19 protein-coding genes and 1 tRNA gene are annotated in these 18519 nt (G+C 56.8%); 15 read left to right on the top strand and 5 right to left on the bottom strand.

Annotation, left to right across the window (positions count from 1 at the left end; genetic code table 11):
• Positions 1-554: 554 nt before the first annotated feature.
• The 10 genes from C8K63_RS07615 (at position 555) to C8K63_RS07565 (ending at position 9725) form a co-directional block, all read left to right on the top strand.
• A complete protein-coding gene (locus C8K63_RS07615; protein WP_007972784.1) occupies positions 555-1328 on the top strand; it encodes an ABC transporter ATP-binding protein in 774 nt (257 codons plus the stop codon).
• Between the two features lie 13 nt (positions 1329-1341).
• A complete protein-coding gene (locus tag C8K63_RS07610; RefSeq protein ID WP_108216171.1) occupies positions 1342-2088 on the top strand; it encodes an ABC transporter substrate-binding protein in 747 nt (248 codons plus the stop codon).
• A 72-nt stretch (positions 2089-2160) separates the two neighbouring features.
• Complete coding sequence (locus C8K63_RS07605; protein ID WP_108216170.1) at positions 2161-2856, top strand: ABC transporter permease; 696 nt, start codon at positions 2161-2163, stop codon at positions 2854-2856.
• On the top strand, positions 2853-3542 hold the full coding sequence (locus tag C8K63_RS07600; RefSeq protein ID WP_108216169.1) for an ABC transporter permease: 690 nt from the start codon (positions 2853-2855) through the stop codon (positions 3540-3542). The genes C8K63_RS07605 and C8K63_RS07600 overlap by 4 nt, the downstream gene beginning before the upstream one ends.
• A complete protein-coding gene (locus C8K63_RS07595) occupies positions 3523-4752 on the top strand; it encodes a methyltransferase (RefSeq protein WP_108216168.1) in 1230 nt (409 codons plus the stop codon). Before C8K63_RS07600 ends, C8K63_RS07595 begins: the two co-directional genes overlap by 20 nt.
• A gap of 344 nt (positions 4753-5096) precedes the next feature.
• Entirely contained in the window at positions 5097-5921 is an 825-nt protein-coding gene (locus tag C8K63_RS07590; protein WP_108216167.1) for an FkbM family methyltransferase, read from the top strand.
• Between the two features lie 78 nt (positions 5922-5999).
• Positions 6000-6075: transfer RNA gene (locus C8K63_RS07585), tRNA-Thr, on the top strand.
• Between the two features lie 164 nt (positions 6076-6239).
• On the top strand, positions 6240-7568 hold the full coding sequence (locus C8K63_RS07580) for an integrase arm-type DNA-binding domain-containing protein (RefSeq protein WP_108216166.1): 1329 nt from the start codon (positions 6240-6242) through the stop codon (positions 7566-7568).
• Positions 7569-8472: 904 nt separating this feature from the next.
• The gene (locus C8K63_RS07570) at positions 8473-9453 is read left to right on the top strand and encodes an integrase domain-containing protein (RefSeq protein ID WP_108216164.1); all 981 of its coding nucleotides are present in this window, start codon (positions 8473-8475) and stop codon (positions 9451-9453) included.
• Positions 9450-9725, top strand: coding sequence for a hypothetical protein (locus tag C8K63_RS07565; protein ID WP_108216163.1), 276 nt, complete (start codon positions 9450-9452; stop codon positions 9723-9725). Before C8K63_RS07570 ends, C8K63_RS07565 begins: the two co-directional genes overlap by 4 nt.
• 502 nt (positions 9726-10227) lie before the next feature.
• On the opposite strand, the gene C8K63_RS07560 is transcribed toward C8K63_RS07565, so the two are convergent.
• Complete coding sequence (locus C8K63_RS07560; protein ID WP_108216162.1) at positions 10228-10950, bottom strand: TetR/AcrR family transcriptional regulator; 723 nt, start codon at positions 10948-10950, stop codon at positions 10228-10230.
• Here C8K63_RS07560 and C8K63_RS07555 point away from each other — a divergent pair.
• The 5 genes from C8K63_RS07555 to C8K63_RS07535 all read left to right on the top strand — a co-directional run bounded on the left by C8K63_RS07555 (position 10949) and on the right by C8K63_RS07535 (position 15638).
• Entirely contained in the window at positions 10949-11860 is a 912-nt protein-coding gene (locus tag C8K63_RS07555) for an alpha/beta hydrolase (protein ID WP_108216161.1), read from the top strand. The genes C8K63_RS07560 and C8K63_RS07555 overlap by 2 nt on opposite strands.
• Positions 11861-11903: 43 nt before the next feature.
• The gene (locus C8K63_RS07550) at positions 11904-12740 is read left to right on the top strand and encodes a short-chain dehydrogenase/reductase (RefSeq protein ID WP_230138893.1); all 837 of its coding nucleotides are present in this window, start codon (positions 11904-11906) and stop codon (positions 12738-12740) included.
• Between the two features lie 100 nt (positions 12741-12840).
• A complete protein-coding gene (locus C8K63_RS07545) occupies positions 12841-13614 on the top strand; it encodes an SDR family oxidoreductase (protein WP_108216483.1) in 774 nt (257 codons plus the stop codon).
• Positions 13615-13877: 263 nt separating this feature from the next.
• Positions 13878-14087 carry a hypothetical protein gene (locus C8K63_RS30320; protein ID WP_158273936.1) on the top strand — a complete coding sequence of 70 codons (210 nt, stop codon included), beginning with the start codon at positions 13878-13880 and terminating at the stop codon, positions 14085-14087.
• 231 nt (positions 14088-14318) lie between these two features.
• Positions 14319-15638 carry an outer membrane protein transport protein gene (locus C8K63_RS07535; RefSeq protein WP_108216159.1) on the top strand — a complete coding sequence of 440 codons (1320 nt, stop codon included), beginning with the start codon at positions 14319-14321 and terminating at the stop codon, positions 15636-15638.
• A 440-nt stretch (positions 15639-16078) separates the two neighbouring features.
• On the opposite strand, the gene C8K63_RS07530 is transcribed toward C8K63_RS07535, so the two are convergent.
• The 4 genes from C8K63_RS07530 to C8K63_RS07515 form a co-directional block, all read right to left on the bottom strand.
• Complete coding sequence (locus C8K63_RS07530) at positions 16079-16789, bottom strand: SDR family NAD(P)-dependent oxidoreductase (protein WP_108216158.1); 711 nt, start codon at positions 16787-16789, stop codon at positions 16079-16081.
• A gap of 44 nt (positions 16790-16833) precedes the next feature.
• Positions 16834-17490, bottom strand: coding sequence for a DsbA family oxidoreductase (locus C8K63_RS07525; RefSeq protein ID WP_108216157.1), 657 nt, complete (start codon positions 17488-17490; stop codon positions 16834-16836).
• A complete protein-coding gene (locus tag C8K63_RS07520; protein ID WP_007972813.1) occupies positions 17487-17708 on the bottom strand; it encodes a 4-oxalocrotonate tautomerase family protein in 222 nt (73 codons plus the stop codon). The genes C8K63_RS07525 and C8K63_RS07520 overlap by 4 nt, the downstream gene beginning before the upstream one ends.
• A gap of 266 nt (positions 17709-17974) precedes the next feature.
• Entirely contained in the window at positions 17975-18265 is a 291-nt protein-coding gene (locus tag C8K63_RS07515; RefSeq protein WP_108216156.1) for a hypothetical protein, read from the bottom strand.
• Between the last annotated feature and the right edge of the window lie 254 nt (positions 18266-18519).

Below are 18519 nucleotides of genomic sequence, written 5' to 3'. Positions count from 1 at the left end.
TTTGTAAGGAGAAGCGAATGCGTGCATCCCGTTCGGCGATCCTTCTCGTAAAAAGAAGCCAACAGGGCGTTCTGTATTCTGCACGCAATAATTGCGCCAAAATATTTCAAATCCTTCTAACCCGGTGATTCCAACCAGATCGGACGGTCATCGCAACCCATTGAATTTAATGGCACTTTGCCAGAGCGTTACCCTGCGACCCACATTGTGTGGCGAATCAGTGCACCGGAAACACACCTGAAAATGGCTCTGCGCACATTAAAAGTGCGCAAGCAGTGCATTTGGCCGGATAGCGCTTCCAACACCCTGTCAAAGCTGGCAACATCGCGCCTTTTTTTGCAGCAGCCCCCGCGCTTTTTATCGACAGGCAAGGTTCAAACGGCTGTTCGGTTGTTGATGGGGCGACAGTCTGCTGCGCCGATGCGACAACCTGCCACACGCCAGCCGTTTACCGTCCGTAGCGCTGTTGGCTGCCATTGAAACGCTATGCTAGGTTGGCCGCCTCGTCAGGAAAGCCGCCAACAGCAGGAGCGCAACATATATGAGGAACGCACATGGCTGAGGCCACGCCCGCGCTTGAAATCCGCAACTTGCACAAACGCTACGGTTCGCTGGAGGTGCTCAAAGGCATCTCGCTGACCGCCCGCGACGGCGATGTGATCTCGATCCTGGGTTCCTCCGGCTCCGGCAAGTCCACGTTCCTGCGATGCATCAACCTGCTAGAGAACCCGCACCAGGGCCAGATCCTGGTCGCCGGCGAAGAACTCAAGCTCAAGGCCGCGAAGAACGGCGAACTGGTGGCCGCCGACGGCAAGCAGATCAACCGCCTGCGCAGCGAAATCGGTTTTGTGTTTCAAAACTTTAACCTGTGGCCGCACATGAGCGTGCTCGACAACATCATCGAAGCCCCGCGCCGCGTGCTCGGCCAGAGCAAGGCCGAAGCCATCGAAGTGGCCGAAGCCCTGCTGGCCAAGGTTGGCATCGCCGACAAGCGCCATGCCTATCCCGCGCAACTGTCCGGTGGCCAGCAACAACGGGCGGCCATCGCCCGCACCCTGGCCATGCAGCCCAAGGTCATCCTGTTCGACGAGCCCACCTCGGCGCTTGACCCGGAAATGGTCCAGGAAGTACTTAATGTCATCCGCGCGCTGGCCGAAGAAGGCCGCACCATGCTGCTCGTGACCCACGAAATGGGCTTCGCACGTCAAGTCTCCAGTGAAGTGGTGTTCCTCCACCAGGGCCTGGTAGAAGAGCAAGGATCGCCACAGCAGGTGTTTGAAAACCCGCTTTCGGCGCGCTGCAAACAATTCATGTCCAGCAACCGCTAACGGAGCTACCCACATGCAGAACTACAAAAAGGTCTTCCTGGCTGCCGCCGCCACCCTGGCGTTCAGCGCCGGTGCCATGGCCGAAACCCTGAAGATGGGCATCGAAGCGGCTTACCCGCCGTTCAACAATAAAGATGCCAGTGGCAATGTCGTCGGCTTCGACAAAGAAATCGGCGACGCCCTGTGCGCCAAGATGAAAGTCGAGTGCACCGTTGTGACCTCCGACTGGGACGGCATCATCCCGGCCCTGAACGCCAAGAAGTTCGACTTCCTGATTTCCTCGATGTCGATCACCGACGAGCGCAAGGGCGCGGTGGACTTCACCGACCCGTACTACTCCAACAAGCTGCAGTTCGTCGCCAAGAAAGACATCGACTTCAAAACTGACAAGGACTCCTTGAAAGGCAAAGTGATCGGCGCCCAGCGTTCGACCCTGGCAGGCACCTTCATGGAAGACAACATGCCGGGCGTTGAAGTCAAACTCTACGACACCCAGGAAAACGCCTATCTCGACCTGACTTCCGGCCGCCTGGACGCCATCCTGGCCGACAAGTACGTCAACTACGAGTGGCTGAAAAGCGACGCTGGCCGTGCCTACGAGTTCAAGGGCGACCCGGTGGAAGAAAGCGACAAGATCGGTATCGCAGTTCGTAAAAACGACCCGATCCGCGCGAAGCTGAACGCCGCGCTGAAAGAAATCGTCGCTGACGGCACCTACAAGAAAATCAACGACAAGTACTTCCCGTTCAGCATCTATTGATTCTGACCTGCCTGACCGGCGCCTGATGGCGCCGGTTTTCGGCCTTGCCTGCCGCGATTTGAAAAGAAATCCATGATTATCGACCTCTACGGATTCGGCCCGGCGCTCGCCGCTGGCGCGCTGATGACTGTGAAACTGGCACTCTCGGCCCTGTGCCTGGGGCTGGTACTCGGTCTGCTCGGCGCCTTGGCCAAGACTTCCCCGTACAAGCCGCTGCAATGGCTTGGCGGCACTTATTCGACCCTGGTTCGCGGCATCCCTGAATTGCTCTGGGTGCTGTTGATCTACTTCGGCACGGTCAACCTGATGCGTGCCCTGGGCGAGTTCTTCGGCAATCCCGACCTCGAACTCAACGCTTTCGCTGCCGGCGTGATTGCGCTGGGCCTGTGCTTCGGCGCCTACGCCACGGAAGTGTTTCGCGGCGCGATCCTCGCCATCCCCAAAGGCCATCGCGAAGCCGGCGTGGCCTTGGGCCTGTCGAAATGGCGCATCTTCACCAGGTTGATCATGCCGCAGATGTGGCGCATCGCCCTGCCGGGCCTTGGCAACCTGTTCATGATCCTGATGAAAGACACCGCGCTGGTGTCGGTGATCGGCCTGGAAGAAATCATGCGTCATGCGCAAATCGGCGTGACCGTCTCCAAACAGCCGTTCACCTTCTTTATGGTGGCCGCGTTCATGTACCTGGGCCTGACGGTTCTGGCGATGACCGGCATGCACTTCCTGGAAAAACGCGCCGCTCGCGGCTTCGCGAGGAGCACCCAATGAACTGGGAAGTCATCATCAAGTGGCTGCCGAGACTGGCCCAGGGCGCGACCCTGACCCTGGAACTGGTGGCCATCGCCGTGATCGCTGGTTTGCTGCTGGCCATTCCACTGGGCATCGCCCGCTCGTCGCGCTTGTGGTGGGTGCGGGCATTTCCCTACGGCTACATCTTCTTTTTCCGTGGTACGCCGTTGCTGGTTCAGCTGTTTTTGGTCTACTACGGCCTGGCGCAGTTCGACGCGGTTCGAAACAGCTCGATGTGGCCGTACCTGCGCGATCCGTTCTGGTGCGCCACGGCGACCATGACCCTGCACACTGCGGCCTACATCGCCGAGATCCTGCGCGGCGCCATCCAGGCCATTCCACCGGGCGAGATCGAAGCGGCGCGGGCGCTGGGCATGTCCAAACCCAAAGCACTGCTCTACATCATCCTGCCGCGTGCCGCGCGCATCGGCCTGCCGGCCTACAGCAACGAAGTGATCCTGATGCTCAAGGCCAGCGCCCTGGCCAGCACCGTGACCTTGCTGGAACTGACTGGCATGGCCCGCACCATCATTGCCCGGACCTACCTGCCAGTGGAAATCTTCTTCGCCGCCGGCATGTTCTACCTGGTAATGGCCTATGTGCTGGTGCGCGGCTTCAAGCTGCTGGAGCGCTGGCTGCGCGTCGATGCCTGCCAAGGGCGTTGATACCGGCGTGTTGACGGGCGAGGCCCTGCTCGCCCGTTTCACCGCGCTGGATGCTTTTCTGACAGCGCATCAGGGTCTGTGGAAACCTCGCCCGTTCACTCATCTGCAGCTACCCTGGGAAGCGTCCTACCCGGAGCTGGCCGCATGGCTACGTGAGCGAACGCTGGAAGACGCGGAAAACGCTCACAACCAACCTGCCCTTCTAGATGCACCGGAACCCTTTGCTTGCCTGGCAACGATGTCCGTTGCCTTGAGTGCCGTGGATGAATTGCCTGCACGCACACTCGAAGCGGCCGGCCATCGGTTGAACGTCGATGTGCCGGGGCGCAAATGGCAACAGATCGAAGCCTTCGCCAGTCGATTGCAGTTTTCCGAGGCACCGCGGCACTGGCTGGACTGGTGCTCGGGCAAGGGACATCTGGGGCGCCGCCTGCTGCAAGCGGGGCAACAACTGACATGCCTGGAATACGACCCGGCACTGGTCACCAGCGGCCAGGCACTCAGCCAACGTCATCACCTGCACGCACTGCATATCGAACAGGATGTGCTCGTGGCAGACGCCGCTTCTTTACTGAGTGCATATCACACGCCCGTCGCGCTTCACGCCTGCGGTGATTTGCATGTGCGACTGATTCAACTCGCCAGCGCAACAGGCTGCAAACAAATCGCCATTGCGCCGTGCTGCTACAACCGGATCGGTCTTGCCCAATACTCGCCGATTTCCTCGGCCGCCAAAGGCTCCGGCTTACAGCTTTCCCTCGACGACCTCGCGTTGCCCATGAGCGAAACCGTTACCGCCGGTGCCCGCGTGCGACGTCAACGCGACGCCTCCATGGCCCGGCGCCTGGGCTTCGACCTGCTGCAACGGCAACTGCGCGGCATGGACGAGTACCTGCCAACCCCCTCCCTGCCCAGCGCCTGGCTGGACAAACCCTTCGCCGATTACTGCCATCACCTGGCGGCACTCAAAGAGTTTTCCACAATCGGCGCGCAAGATTGGTCAGCCCTCGAGGCCGCCGGATGGCAGCGTCTGGCCGAAGTGCGCAACCTTGAACTACTACGCGGACTTTTCCGACGCCCGCTGGAACTTTGGCTGGTCCTTGACCGGGCACTTTTCCTCGCCGAACAGGGTTACAGCGTCCGCGTCGGCACCTTTTGCGACGCCCCGCTCACGCCGCGTAATTTCCTGCTCCTGGCCGAACGCGCTTAAACCCATCCGCCCTGTGGATAACTCTGTTGATGGAATTATCACGGATCCAATATCCACGCCTGTTTCAGGGCAAAATCAACACTGTTCATTTTTTGTACACCAGCACAAAAAATCGAAAAAACAGGCATTTACGAACAAATGAGAACGGATCCACAAATTCGACCTAAACCCAGTGCGCTGCCGATGGCATTGTGCATAAGCATTTAATGAAAACGACATAAATGCCTAATCCCGGACCGCTGACAGGGGAAATTGCACCGCTGCACTTCTCTTGATATACACAAACGCCAGGGCGCCAGCATGCGCGGCCACGAACAAGAACATTCCTCCGACAGGATGCGCCAGTGACTTTCATTTCTTATGCACAGAATTTCGAAGACATACGCCTGTGGCGCGCCCTCAAGACTGTCGAAAACGGCTTCTACATCGATGTGGGGGCGAACCACCCCACCCATGACTCGGTCACCAAGGCGTTCTACGACCACGGCTGGACCGGCATCAACGTCGAACCGATGCCCAACTACTACGAAGCCCTGTGCCAGCAACGCCCCAAAGACACCAACCTGCAGTGCGCGGCCGGGGAAAGCGCTGACGACCTGACCTTCTACGGCATCGCCGGCACCGGCCTCTCGACCCTCGACCCGGCCATGGCCAAAATGCACAAAGACGCTGGCATGGACGTGCGCAGCCAAACGATCAAGTCCCGCACCCTGACCTCCATCTGCGAAGAACACGCCCGGGACCGCGCCATTCACTTCCTCAAAATCGACGTCGAAGGCCACGAAGAAACCGTCCTGCGCGGCATGGACTTCAGCCAATGGCGACCATGGGTAATCCTCATCGAAACCCCGTGGGAGCGCGACCAGACCTGGGAAAGCCTCGTCACCGACGCCGGCTACCAATCCATCCTGTTCGACGGCATCAACACCTACTACCTCGCCGAAGAACACCTGAACCTCAAACCCGCCTTCGACATCCCGCCATGCAACCTGGACGAATTCCAGTTCTGCAAAGGCCACAACTTCAGCCACCCCATCGGCGACGCCGAACACCAACTCGCCGCCGCCCTGCAACGCGCCGAACAGGCCGAAGCACAGCTGCGCGCAATGCAAAACAGTCGAACCTGGCAAGCCATTCAGAAACTCAAGAAAACCCTGCTGCGCGCCTGACCTGAAGCCCGAACAAAAATAGTCAGAATTCAGGGGTTTACAGAAGCCAACCAATCGCTATAATCGTCGCCCTGACACGCCGGTATAGCTCAGATGGTAGAGCAACTGACTTGTAATCAGTAGGTCCCGGGTTCGATTCCTGGTGCCGGCACCACATTAGGCTCCATTGCATTCCACCGAATACTCTGGAAGCCCCGAAAACCCGCCCTTTGGCGGTTTTTTTCGTTCCAGGACCCTCCGTCGGGATCCAACAAAATCCCCCTTCCCCGAGGGTATGTTAGGGGTACTGCGATTTCCCGGTCAGGAGCGCGTACCCCTATGCCACGTCTAGCGATCCCCCTCAGCGACCTGCAATGCCGCACGGCCAAAACCCGCGAACACGCCTACAAACTGTTCGACGGCGGCGGCATGTACCTTTTCGTCAAACCCAATGGCGTGAAGACCTGGCGCTTGAAATACACCAAGCCCAGTGGCAAGGAAGGTACGCTCATCATCGGCAATTACCCCATCGTTACCCTTTCCGTCGCACGACGTAAGCGCGATGAAGCCAAGGCGTTGTTGCTCGACAACCTCGACCCAATGGAAGAAAAGAAGAAGGCCAAGATCGTAGCCCAGCGGGCGGCACTGCTTTTCGAAACCGTTGCTCTGGAGTGGCACGCCGACATGTCCCGTCGCTGGACCGAAGGCCACGCAAAAACCGTAATGAGCCGACTGCGCACCCACGTCTTCCCGCTGATCGGCCAACGCCCCATCGCCGAACTCGATACCCACGACCTGCTAGAGATCACCCAGCGCATCAAGGAACGCGGCACCATGGATGTGGCGTTAAGGGTACAGAACTACTTATCCACCATCATGCGCGGGGCCAAAAGGGCTCGGCAGATCACCATGAATCCTGCACTGGATCTGGCAGGCTCGATTCACGCGCCGCGCACAATCCATCGCCCGGCCCTCTCCCTCAACCGTCTACCCGAGCTTCTACACCGTATCGACAACTACAACGGCCGCGAGCTGACGCGCCTCGCCGTCCTGTTGACGCTGCATGTATTTGTCCGCTCCAGCGAACTGCGCTTCGCGCGATGGAGTGAGTTCGACTTCCAACGCGCCATGTGGGAAATCCCCGATACCCGCGCACCGATTGAAGGGGTACGCAACTCCACACGCGGGACCAAAATGAACGGCGACATTCAAATGGTTCCGCTCTCGCCGCAGGTCATCGAAATACTGGAGCGCCTGCGCAGCCTCAGTCGTTTTTCAGAGTTAGTGCTACCGGGAGACCACAAGTACTGGAAGCCCATGTCCGAGAACACGGTGAACACCATGCTCCGCAACGTCGGCTATGACACCAGCAAGGACGTGTGCGGCCACGGCTTCAGGACCATGGCCTGTAGCGCCCTGCTGGAGTCCGGGTTATGGACCGACGCAGCCATCGAACGGCAAATGAGTCACAAGGAACGCAACCGCGTGCGCGCCGCTTATATCCACAAGGCCGAATTCCTCGAACAGCGTCGGCTGATCATGGCGTGGTGGAGCAACTACATCGACGCCAACCGCCATGGGCATGTGACGCCCCACGAATTCGCTCACCCGGTCGGCGACAACATTACAGCCCTACAAAATAGCCGTGGCGCATCCAAACGTGGGTAAGCCAAAGAGATCACCGCAGTCCGCCCTTCCACGCGGGTCCATCCAAGCGGGGCTGCAAAGCCGCCCTGCTTGGATGGACCTCATTTAAAAAATCTAAAGCCCACGCAAACTGTCTGTGGAAAACCACTGATTTCCACTGGTGGATAATTTCATCCACAGCCGCAGAACTCCCGGAAATTCGAGCCTTGACCCGAATTATCCACAGGCGTAGAAAAGATCTGGCAAAGCGCTGTCGTTGACAGCGACCCAGGTAGCCAGGACCTTTAAGGCTACGCCACACCGTGGTGGTTCTCCCCAAGTGCGTTTAGCGTCCGGCAGCACGCACGGTCACTACCCATGTGATGGATGCCACTTCTACTCATGGCCCTCGTGCGCCAGATGCCCCTTTACTTCGCTGCCCTGCAGCAACCTATCCGCTTGGCCATTTCATTGCGCCAACCTGCGCCCGTCTCTTTCTTCCGGAAAGAGACGGGCGCTACTACCACTGCTGCAGCCCAACTCGTACAAGGCTTTGCGGCATTCCCCCTCGTGACAATCGGCGTGACAAACACCGAAGTTACCAGCAACAGCGATGCCGATGATGGTGCCGCAGCCCACGGAATGGACTGCACCTGACTGACAGTCAGGTATGCCCCGGTCGTCGCCTCACTGCCTTCACCCGACTCAGGATCTCGCGGCGCTGGTCTCGTCAGCCAGTGCAGCCTCCACCCGCCCACTTCTGCGGAAGTGCTCAGGAGGCCAGATTATGAGATGCCTAAGCTCCCGGTCGTAAAGAGCCGCCAGTCCCGCGTTAGTGGACAACCCTCACAGGTCGCAGGGGCCTTGATCCCTGATAACACTCAGCATTCTTGGCGGGATGACGTGGGGAAGGTTTCGAAGGTTTGGCTTCGAGAGGAATATGGTCATGGGATTAGTAGCTAGACGAGATGGGCGCAATTTTGGCTATGGCCGGCAACTGAGCTTTGCAGGACCGCAGGCACTGAAAGACCTGTTTGGCGGCGGGCATTACGGCACGGTCAAGGCGCACAGTGATCGGTGGCAAGCGTTTGTACGCTGGTGTCGGTCGGAGGAAGGGCCGGGGTTTAACGATGCGCGGCAAATTAATTGGCAGACCTTGCTGGACTACGCCGGACATCTGCGTCAGCAAGTTGACCAAGGTGAGCTCGCCATCGCCACCGCGCTAAACCGGTTGTCCAGCGTCAACCGGACCATGGCCGCGCTTCGCGGTGATCAGTATGTGAAAGTGCCGAGTCCGAGCAAGGCGCTGGGAATGCGGCGCACCAGCGTTCGTTGCTCGGTGCCACAAGGCCAAGACCGCGAACACGTGAAGCGGATCGTAGAGGTACTTTGCAAACATCAGCAGCCGCGCACCGCGGCCATCGCTAAGTTAACGCGAGCCACTGGCATGCGTCTGCGCGAAGCGATTCTGGCCGACCTACCGCGACTCAAGCGTGAAGCCGAACACTACGACAAGATCAACATCCAGGACGGCACCAAAGGCGGCCGATCCGGTGCGTCAGCACCTCGCTGGATTACGGTAGATGACCATATTCGAGAAGCTCTGAGGTTTGCCGAACAGGTTTCGCCCGATGGTGGCCGCAACCTGCTGGCACCGAACGAAAGCTACCTCGATTTCTTGCAGGGGATCGTCCGCCCCGCCCGAGATATCCTCCATACGCACAACTTCAAAGGCTTCCACGAACTGCGCGCGGCTTATGCGTGCGAACGCTATGAGCAAATCACCCGCCATCCCGCCCCCATCAACGGAGGCCATTGCTATCAACTCGACCGACGCCTAGATCAGGATGCCCGAGTACAAATCAGCTATGAGCTGGGGCATGGCCGTATCGACGTGGTGTCGGCTTACATTGGTGGTCGAGCATGAGCAAGCCATTCGATATGGAGCTGTTCCTGTCAGGCGTCCTGACCGGGTCGCATACCACCCGCCAACGCCACCTACGTCAGGCGAAGGCTATCCAAACAGCAATCGCTGAGCGCTGGCAACGCGACAATCCATGGACTTGGCAAAGAAAACACCTGGCGTGGTTTTTGAATCACCACCTAAACCAGCACGCTGAATCGACGCGGTATTACTATTTGCTGACCATGCAATTACTCACTCATCGCTTAGGAAAACCCTTTCAGTTCAACCGCTAAACGAATGTCAGAAGACGGCCGAGGCTGTGTAAAAACGTTTTAGCGCAGGATTGAGGTTCAGAACCAGAACGGAAATCGCGTTCCTACGCAAATTTCAGGTCTGCTGATTAACCAAGGACTGCCAGATTTTACGTAGCGACGCAGACTTTAAAACGGTGCCTGCTTATTTACACAGCCTGGGCCAGAAGCGGACGTCCAGGAACGACTGCTTCCGGTCGATTCTGTTGAAAAAGTCGGCCATGGTTTGCGCAGCAGAAAAGTATGCGTCCGAGATTTAAATCTTTGCTTTCGGCAGAGGCTTCCGGACGCAGACTTTACGTAGCAGCGTGCAAAAAAGGCGATTTAACCAGTGAATGACCAGACTGTTTGGGCGAACCGACTTTTCAACAGAATCGGCCAAAAGCGGTCATCGAGTGACTACAAAAGCAGAGGCGATCCAGCATGGCCGGGGATGTCTACCGGAGCGGGGGTAGTCACTTCTTTCATGACGGACTGCAAAGAATCATGTACGGCGTATGGAGATGCCCTTGACGACAATACTCACCCATTGCGCCCACAACTGCTCCATTCCGTTTTGACTTATAGGAGTTGCATCCGCCCGCCAAGACAAGCTCAGGATGCCATTTGCAGCTGCCCATAACGAGGTGGCAGCCAGGCATGGGTCTATCGTGGGGTCAATGGTGCCGTCAGCTATGCCATCGCGTAAGGCTGCTTCCATCTTGCTGTTCTGGTGCCTTATCAAATCGCTCATTCGCGCGACCGCTTCAGGCTCATTGGGGGGATCTGCGAGCAGGCGGAACTCATTTGGCCGCTCACAAGCGAAGCGAAAATAACCCTGTGCAACGATCCAAAGTCGCTCCATGGGCGTCCCGGCAGCCGCATAAGCTGCGTCCATGTAAACCTTGTTTTCCTCAAAGGCCCGTTCAGCAACAGCCATAAGCAAAGCTGATCGCCCGCCAATCCTGTTGTAGATGGTCTGCACCGCAATATCTGCCCGTTCAGCTACGGCCTCGAGAGTAAAAGCGGCCGCTCCGCCCTCCAAAAGCAAGGCTTCGGCATTCTGGATTATCGCTAGCCGCGTGGCTTCAGCCTTGCGCTGGGTGCGAGTGGGAGCGGGAGTAGAGGGCGTGGAATTTGTCATGGCGCGAGTATACACGACGATTGGTTGTTGTATGTTCATCCAAAAGTGGAATAGCATCAAAAAAATAACAAAGGTACCCGCCATGTTCCAACGTCTCGATGTCTCTTTTCCATCCGGCGACGCAAGGTGCGCCGCTTGGCTGTACCTGCCAGAACAACCTAAGCCACATCCCGTCATCGTGATGGCTCACGGCCTGGGTGGCGTACGAGAAATGCGCCTAGAAGCGTTTGCCGAGCGCTTCTGTGAGGCCGGATACGCATGCCTGGTGTTCGACTACCGCAACTTTGGTGCAAGCCAAGGCGAACCTAGGCAACTGCTGGACATCAAGCGTCAGCAGGAGGATTGGCGATCAGCCGTTGCCTATGCTCGAACCCATGACGATTTGGATGCCGCAAAGGTAGTCCTATGGGGCACTTCGTTTAGCGGCGGGCACGTGATCTACACCGCAGCGGCTGATGCAAAGATCGCAGCTGTGATGGCCCAGTGCCCTTTTACTGATGGGTTGGCGTCATTACTAAAGGTCGACCTGTTCACTTCGCTCAAATTGACCGCATGGGGTGTCGCCGACGTGGCTTGCTCTCTAATTGGTGCCGGGCCTGTAACCGCCAAATTAGCTGGGCCAAAGTGGTCTGCGGCGCTTATGACCGCACCGGATGCGGAGTCTGGGTATCTTGGATTGGTACCCGCTAAATACCCTTTCAAGAATTACGTAGCGGCTCGATTTGCGCTGGCTATCGGGCTCTATAGGCCGGGGAAAAAGACCCCGAAGCTTCTTTGCCCAATTTTATTTTGCATCTGCGAAACAGATAGCGTCGCACCTACAGGCCCCACATTGCGCCATGCCAAAAGGGCTCCTGACGCTGAAATTCATATGTGCAAGGAAGGACATTTCGACATCTATGTCGGGGAGGCCTTCGAGCATGTCATCCAGAAGCAAATTTCCTTTCTAAAGCGTCGCGTCTCACGCGGAGCCGCACGCTTCCACGCTGCATGACTTAGCGCCATCGCTGTCTGCCCAACAATAACAATATCGAGATATGAACATGTTTCATTTGCAGGATAAGGTCGTATTAATTACTGGCGCGGGCGGAGGCATTGGTGCCGCAACCGCTCGAGCAATGCATGCCGTCGGCGCGAAGGTTGTACTGCTGGACGTAACAGAAAACGCTATCCAAGAGCTTGCAACGGAGCTTGGCCCACGAACTCTAGCGATATTCGCGAGCGTCACCTCCCGCGAAGATTTGGATCGAGCGGTTGCGAGGGCTGTAGAGACCTTTGGTGGAATCGACGTCGTGTTCGCTAATGCGGGTATCGCCTGTGATCCGCCCACGACCATCAGAAATATGGACGAGGCGACATTCGAACGAGTCGTTGAGGTCGACCTATTGGGTGTTTGGCGGACGGTGCGTGCGTGTCTGCCCCAGATTTGCGCCCGCAATGGTCATGTCCTAGTCACGTCATCCGTATATGCGTTCGTCAATGGGGTGGTGAATGCGCCCTACGCCATGTCCAAAGCTGGTGTAGAGATGTTCGGCCGCTCTCTTCGGGCTGAACTTGCAGGGACAGGTGCTACTGCAGGTGTTCTTTACCCAGGTTGGGTATCGACAGCGATCGCCAAGAGCGCTTTTGGGGGGAATGCAGAAGCCACTGAGCTTGTGAAGCTGGCGTACCCAAGTGTGTTGAGAGCGCCTATTCAGCCAGCGAGAATCGCGGAGGCAGTCGTCAAGGGGGTTCAGACTCGTTCTGCCCGAATTAACTGTCCGCGCCGGTGGATCCCCATTTCTATTCTTCGAGGGATCTTTAATCTGCTCACGGATTTGACTTTGGACCGTGATAAAAGAATTCATGCGCTGATTCGCAAGATGGAAAAATAACTGCCCTGTGCAGATAAACTGATTTATTACTCTCAGTGCCAAGCTCAGAGGGCAGTCAGCAAGTTTGCTCCGCTTAAGCGGCTTACACATGGACATTAAGATGAACAATAAACCTACTATATTCATCACAGGCGCGGGCAAAGGAATTGGTGCCGAAACGGCCTTGTTTTTTGCTAAGCAGGGATACCGAGTCGCAGCGACAGACATCAGTGAGACAGACCTTGTCATGCTGAAAAAGAAACTTGGTGGAAGTCATTTCTATCGTCGTCTAGATGTTACTCAATCTGATGAGTTTGCCGCCGTGTTAAGTGAGTTTGCGTCCGAGAGCGGCGGTGCCATTGATGTGCTGTTCAACAACGCAGGCATAGCCTTCATCGATGATTTTGAGAAAGTGACTCTTGAGAAACACCTCTCGGTCACCGATGTCAATGCTAAGGGGATACAGATTGGTGCCTTCCATGCGCTCCCGTACCTTAAGGAAAGCGCGGAGCCGGCGATGATTAACATGTGTTCCCTCAGTTCTGAATATGGCGTACCAAGCGAGGCATCATATTCAGCCAGCAAGTTTTGGGTAAAAGGATTTACTGAGGCCTTAAACATCGAGTGGGATCGATACGGGATTTATGTATGTGACGTGATGCCAAATTTTGTGGCTACGCCAATGATGGATGCGGCACATGGAAATATCGTCGACTCGGTAGGTATTCATCTAAAAGCCAGCGATGTTACTGCAACAGTATGGAAAGCCGTGCAGAACCGAAGGGGCGTTCATTGGGAAGTTGATACCTGGCGTCCTCGACTGATGCGTGCCGTGACTAAATTTCTGCCACAGCGCACGCGCAGAGCCATTATTAAGAATCTGTCGGGCTATTAGTTAAATACCTTCTAGTCTCCATCAACTTGGTATCCGTTACGGAGAAGGGGTCATCATATATAGCTTCTAGCCACCGAACAATCTAACTCTGGCAATAATAGTAGTAGGAGAACTGGATCAACGAACAGTTCTCCGGTGAGGCGCCCTTGCCTGCAATAAGTAAAGTGTTGCCGATCGGTAATAGAAACCTTGGAGCGGATTCAAGCCCCTTCTTATCTTCTGCCCGACCAATTACGCCCTTCTGGGCTACACGAGGAATGATCATGATCATCACCCTTCATGAACTTGAGGAGCTCAGCACTAAGGCAGAGAAAAAGCCTTTTGATGTCGGATTCGAGTCGGGACTTTCCGGCCGAACACTCTTCGACTGCCCTTATGGCCATGTCACGGATGAAGCCTACCGGCAGCGCCATGAGTGGCTAGAGGGATTTCTCACGGCTTTGGCGCATAACGGAACTTCAGGCGCGTTCTGATCGCCCGTGATCGGAGCTAGTTGCCGGCGTAGCTCCGCGCGCTCACCGCGCTATTTGTCATTACCTCGCAAGGCAGCATCTGCAGCAGAGCACGCCGGCGAATCGGGCTACAAGGTGCCTTCTACAGGGACCTTTTCACAACATCGATGAACGCCAACCGGCACTGCCAAGTGCACCGGAAGGTGAAGCTTTGCCTGCGCACCAATCAATAAAAACAATACGAGGTGGGAAATGAAACTGAGCAACCGTGCAATCATGTATCTCTCAGTCGTGGGAGAAGTGTCTGCCTGGACTAAATTCGCAGGTGTCGTGGCAATACTCAGCGCTTCCACAAGCGTCCTAGCCAATGGCATTGCCTTAAATGAACAAAGTGCAAGCAGTGCGGGTACTGCTTATGCGGGGAGATCGTCTTCTGCGCTGGACGCCAGCACTATCTTTGGAAATCCTGCAGGTTTGACCAAATTGAAACGTACCGAGATTTCCGGCGGAGCCGCGGTCGTCTCGGTGAGCGATGACATCAGTGACGCGCAGAGCAGTGCCCCGGGAACGAACAAAGGGGACTCGGTCCCTTTGGGGGTTGTGCCCTTTGCCTACATGTCGACGCCGCTTGACGATCGTTTTTCGATGGGTCTGGGCCTGTATGCTCCGAGTGGTCTGATCAATGATTACGAGAGCAGTTTTCAAGGCCGTTACCATGGTTCCTATAGCACGACCAAGGAGATCACCCTGCAGCCCACCATTGCCTGGCGGATCAATGATTACGTGTCCATTGGTGGCGGACCGACCATAAACCGCTTCAATGCAAAGCTTCAGAACTACCTGGCCACCGGCGCCCTGAACAACGGCGAAGACACGCTGGTCACCATCAAAGGCGATGACACCGCACTTGGCTACAACGTCGGCATCTTGATTGACTTTACCGAGGCCACCAGCTGGGGGATCAACTATCACTCGAAGGTGGACTATGAACTTGAAGGGCATACTGAGGTTTCCGGCTCCCCGAGCTTTATTTCGCTGGATGGAAAGTATGACAACAAGATAGATCTCACGATGCCCGAATCCGTGGATACGTCCATCACCCATCATTTCAACAGTCGCTGGACGGGTTACCTGGGAGCTACCTGGAAACGCTGGAGTCGGATCCAGAAGGTTGAGGCCCTCAACAGCGGTCTTTCCCCCCTGGGCCAGGCAGCTGGCCTGGGAAGTGTGACCGAAGAAATGAACTGGCGTGACACCTGGTCTGGTGCTCTGGGTGCCTCTTATCAATTGAACCAGCAATGGCTACTGCGCGCAGGCTACGCCTATGACCCGTCGCCCATCAGGAACGCCGATCGCAGCGTGCGCGTTCCGGTCGGGAATCGCCAAGCCGTGACCTTGGGCGGTGCTTATTCGCCGAATCCCGATCTGACGATCGACTTTGCTTACGGTTATCTCTGGGATTCCAAAGTCTCGGTAAAGCAATCGAACAACTCAGGTCTTCAACCGGAATACAGTGCCAACTACGACAACAGTGCGAATGGGGTTTCGGTTCAGGCCACTTATCGGTACTAACCGCCCTGATGACGCAACGCCCATTCCTGAACCTGTAAGGTGGTTCGTCACAGGGATCGTTGTTGACAGGCAGCAATTGGCCGTCTGCTGTCTGTCACCACGGCAGTTTTTGGCGGATTCCTGCCTATTCTCTACGGAGGGGATAATCGACAACGTTCGAGTTCAGGAGGCTTACCATTCCGTATGTGGCTCTGAATTACTTGCAGACTGACAACGTGCTGACCTCTAAAAAATCCCGAGTTCGATTCCACCGAACGCCATAACTAGCTGATTTATTTATAGTTACTAGTTGGGGTACGCCGAATTTTCCAGCGAATTCCAGATCCGCAGAAAACCTGGCCTCGCAGCAAGCTACCGTTCGTCTGGTGCCGCACCATACAAAACAAAGCCCCTGCAAAAATGCAGGGGCTTTGTTGTTTCCGGGGTTTAAAAAACCGCTTTCAGTGCCCCGCGCTCTGACCACCATCCACATGCAGGATTTCGCCGGTAACGAACTTGGCGCCGTCCAGATACACCACTGCTTGTGCAATATCATCGATCTCGCCCATGTGCCCGACCGGGTGCAGATTGCCCAGTGCTGCGTGGGTTTCTTCGCCGTGCATCGGGGTCTTGATGATGCCCGGGCTGACGGCGTTCACCCGAATCCCGCGCTTGGCGTATTCGATGGCCAGGGATTTGGTTGCTGCGTTGAGGCCGCCCTTGGTCAGCGATGCCAGTACCGATGGCACGCCGTCGATGGCGTGGTCCACCAGGCTGGTGGTGATGTTGACGACGTGGCCACTGCCCTGCTTTTCCATCTCGGCGACGGCGAGTTGGGTGATGTAGAAGAAGCCATTGAGGTTCACCGACAGCACATTGGCGTAGTCTTCTGCGGTGTACGCGGTGAACGGTTTGGCGATGAAGATCCCGGCGTTGTTGACCAGGGTGTCGATGCGACCGAAACGGGAAATCGCTTCACGGATGACGCGTTGGGCGGTTTCCGGCTCGCCGATGTCACCGGCCACGGTGTGAATGTCCGGATCGGTGGACGGCTTGATCGAGCGCGATGTGGCGACGATCCGGTAACCGAGTTCACGAAAGGCCTGGACCATTCCGTCGCCGAGACCTTGGGACGCGCCGGTGATTACGATGACTTTTTTTGAAATGCTCATGATGAATACCTCTGACAATAAAGAATGGGTTAGAAAATCTGCAATCAGGCTTCGGCCGGTGCCTTGGCCATTTGTCTCAACATCTGTTCGTAGTACTCGACCGATTGCGAGCCGGACACCAGGTGTCGACCGTTCAGCACCATGGCAGGGACCGAATTGATGCCGTGCTGCCGGTAGTACGCTTCAAGCTCTCGCACCTCATCGGCGAACGCGCCGGACGCCAGCACCTCTTGTGCACTTGCCCCATCCAGCCCCGCTTCAGTCGCCAGACACACCAGCGCCTGGTGATCGCTCGGGTTATGGCCTTCGCTGAAATAGCCCCGTAGCAGTACCTTCTTCAACTCGACTTGCCGGCCTTCCTGCAATGCCCACAGCAACAAACGGTGCGCATCGAAGGTGTTGTAGAAGTGCGTGCGCTTCTCCAGATCGAACTTGAAGCCGATGGCCTCGCCGCGTGCGATTTGCATAGCCTTGCCGGCGGCGATGTCGTCGGCTGTTCTCCCGTACTTGCGCATCAGGTGCTCGACCGCTTGCTCACCTTCGGCCGGCATGTTCGGGTTCAACTCGAACGGCTTGTAGGTCAGCTCGACCGAGACTTCCCCGGCCACGTTCTCGATCGCCTGCTCCAGCGCCGTCGCCCCCAGTGCGCACCAGGGGCACACCACATCGGAGATGAAATCGATGGTGACGGAGGACGTCATGACTTCCCCTCTGCCTCAGCCAGTTGCTTGCGGTACTGGGTGGTGGTGATGCCGGCGTAACCCCAGTTATCGGTATCGACTTCCTCGATCACGATGTGGGTCAGGTCAGGGCGTTTATTGAGGACGCGTTCCAGTGTTTCAGTGATTTCGGCAATCACCTGAGCTTTCTGCTCAGTGGTAACGCCATCGCGGGTGATGCGTACGGTTACGAAAGGCATGAGGGAAACTCCAGTGACCTTCCCGTCGGGATGATGGGAGAGGCGTTGGAGGTGAATGTAGGGGGTTGGCGGGAGGGGATAAAGGTGGGGGCGGGAACTTCATTCGTTACGTGGTGTAATTAGTGCTGTAGAACTCCCGGCTCGCCTGAAGGCGTCCCGCACACAGCCGCCATGGCAATGCACTGCGAGGACATAAATGTCCGCAGTACACCGCGTTATCGTTCATCGCTGGCAAGCCAGCTCCTACAGGGGATTGTGGTGGTGCTTCAGCCGGTGAGTTTCGGCAAGCGTTGCCGGGCGATGTCGAGCATGTCGTTGCCGTCCTGGGTCAGCAGGTACAGGGCGCTGACGATCTTGGGGATGTCGCTCGCTTCGGCATGATTGAAACACGTGCAATAAAGGGTTTCGAGCAGGTCGCTGGCGGCGCGGATGCGTTGTCGAGCGGCATCGAGGATCTCGATGGGGTCGGCCTCGGTATCGATGACCAGCACCGGGGTTTCGCTGTAGCGGGTCTTGAGTGGGTGGTAGCGGGCTGTCAGTGAGTCGGGGGTTTTCATTGAGTGGGTCCTGTGCGAAATCGGCAAGTGTTCCCGGCAGGCCGAGACACTGTTTTCAGCCGCGCTGGAAACTATAGGAGGGTATGGCGTTGGGGGACAAGACGGCTGAGATCGACAGGCGTTGTAAGGATTTTGTCATTTTTTAAGGAAAGGGACTACACGTCGGTGGTGGGTTTTCAACGTGAAATGGCGAGGGGTAAAAACGCTTACGGCGTTTTCAGCCGCTTCGCAGTAAATCTCGGTAGAGGGGGCCT

Origin of the sequence: Pseudomonas sp. GV085, from assembly GCF_003050925.1 — a bacterium.
In the GTDB taxonomy this organism is placed as follows: domain Bacteria; phylum Pseudomonadota; class Gammaproteobacteria; order Pseudomonadales; family Pseudomonadaceae; genus Aquipseudomonas.
This window is presented reverse-complemented; position numbering and strand designations above follow the sequence as displayed.

What these genes read in the sequence shown, in the direction of transcription:
- C8K63_RS07560 (WP_108216162.1), bottom strand. Translation starts at nt 10,950, where the DNA reads ATGGCGGGTACCTTTGTTATTTTTTTGATGCTATTCCACTTTTGGATG.
- C8K63_RS07615 (WP_007972784.1), top strand. Translation starts at nt 555, where the DNA reads ATGGCTGAGGCCACGCCCGCGCTTGAAATCCGCAACTTGCACAAACGC.
- C8K63_RS07535 (WP_108216159.1), top strand. Translation starts at nt 14,319, where the DNA reads ATGAAACTGAGCAACCGTGCAATCATGTATCTCTCAGTCGTGGGAGAA.
- C8K63_RS07525 (WP_108216157.1), bottom strand. Translation starts at nt 17,490, where the DNA reads ATGACGTCCTCCGTCACCATCGATTTCATCTCCGATGTGGTGTGCCCC.
- C8K63_RS07550 (WP_230138893.1), top strand. Translation starts at nt 11,904, where the DNA reads ATGAACATGTTTCATTTGCAGGATAAGGTCGTATTAATTACTGGCGCG.
- C8K63_RS30320 (WP_158273936.1), top strand. Translation starts at nt 13,878, where the DNA reads ATGATCATCACCCTTCATGAACTTGAGGAGCTCAGCACTAAGGCAGAG.
- C8K63_RS07520 (WP_007972813.1), bottom strand. Translation starts at nt 17,708, where the DNA reads ATGCCTTTCGTAACCGTACGCATCACCCGCGATGGCGTTACCACTGAG.
- C8K63_RS07580 (WP_108216166.1), top strand. Translation starts at nt 6,240, where the DNA reads ATGCCACGTCTAGCGATCCCCCTCAGCGACCTGCAATGCCGCACGGCC.
- C8K63_RS07530 (WP_108216158.1), bottom strand. Translation starts at nt 16,789, where the DNA reads ATGAGCATTTCAAAAAAAGTCATCGTAATCACCGGCGCGTCCCAAGGT.
- C8K63_RS07565 (WP_108216163.1), top strand. Translation starts at nt 9,450, where the DNA reads ATGAGCAAGCCATTCGATATGGAGCTGTTCCTGTCAGGCGTCCTGACC.
- C8K63_RS07595 (WP_108216168.1), top strand. Translation starts at nt 3,523, where the DNA reads ATGCCTGCCAAGGGCGTTGATACCGGCGTGTTGACGGGCGAGGCCCTG.
- C8K63_RS07610 (WP_108216171.1), top strand. Translation starts at nt 1,342, where the DNA reads ATGCAGAACTACAAAAAGGTCTTCCTGGCTGCCGCCGCCACCCTGGCG.
- C8K63_RS07545 (WP_108216483.1), top strand. Translation starts at nt 12,841, where the DNA reads ATGAACAATAAACCTACTATATTCATCACAGGCGCGGGCAAAGGAATT.
- C8K63_RS07605 (WP_108216170.1), top strand. Translation starts at nt 2,161, where the DNA reads ATGATTATCGACCTCTACGGATTCGGCCCGGCGCTCGCCGCTGGCGCG.
- C8K63_RS07570 (WP_108216164.1), top strand. Translation starts at nt 8,473, where the DNA reads ATGGGATTAGTAGCTAGACGAGATGGGCGCAATTTTGGCTATGGCCGG.
- C8K63_RS07555 (WP_108216161.1), top strand. Translation starts at nt 10,949, where the DNA reads ATGTTCCAACGTCTCGATGTCTCTTTTCCATCCGGCGACGCAAGGTGC.
- C8K63_RS07600 (WP_108216169.1), top strand. Translation starts at nt 2,853, where the DNA reads ATGAACTGGGAAGTCATCATCAAGTGGCTGCCGAGACTGGCCCAGGGC.
- C8K63_RS07515 (WP_108216156.1), bottom strand. Translation starts at nt 18,265, where the DNA reads ATGAAAACCCCCGACTCACTGACAGCCCGCTACCACCCACTCAAGACC.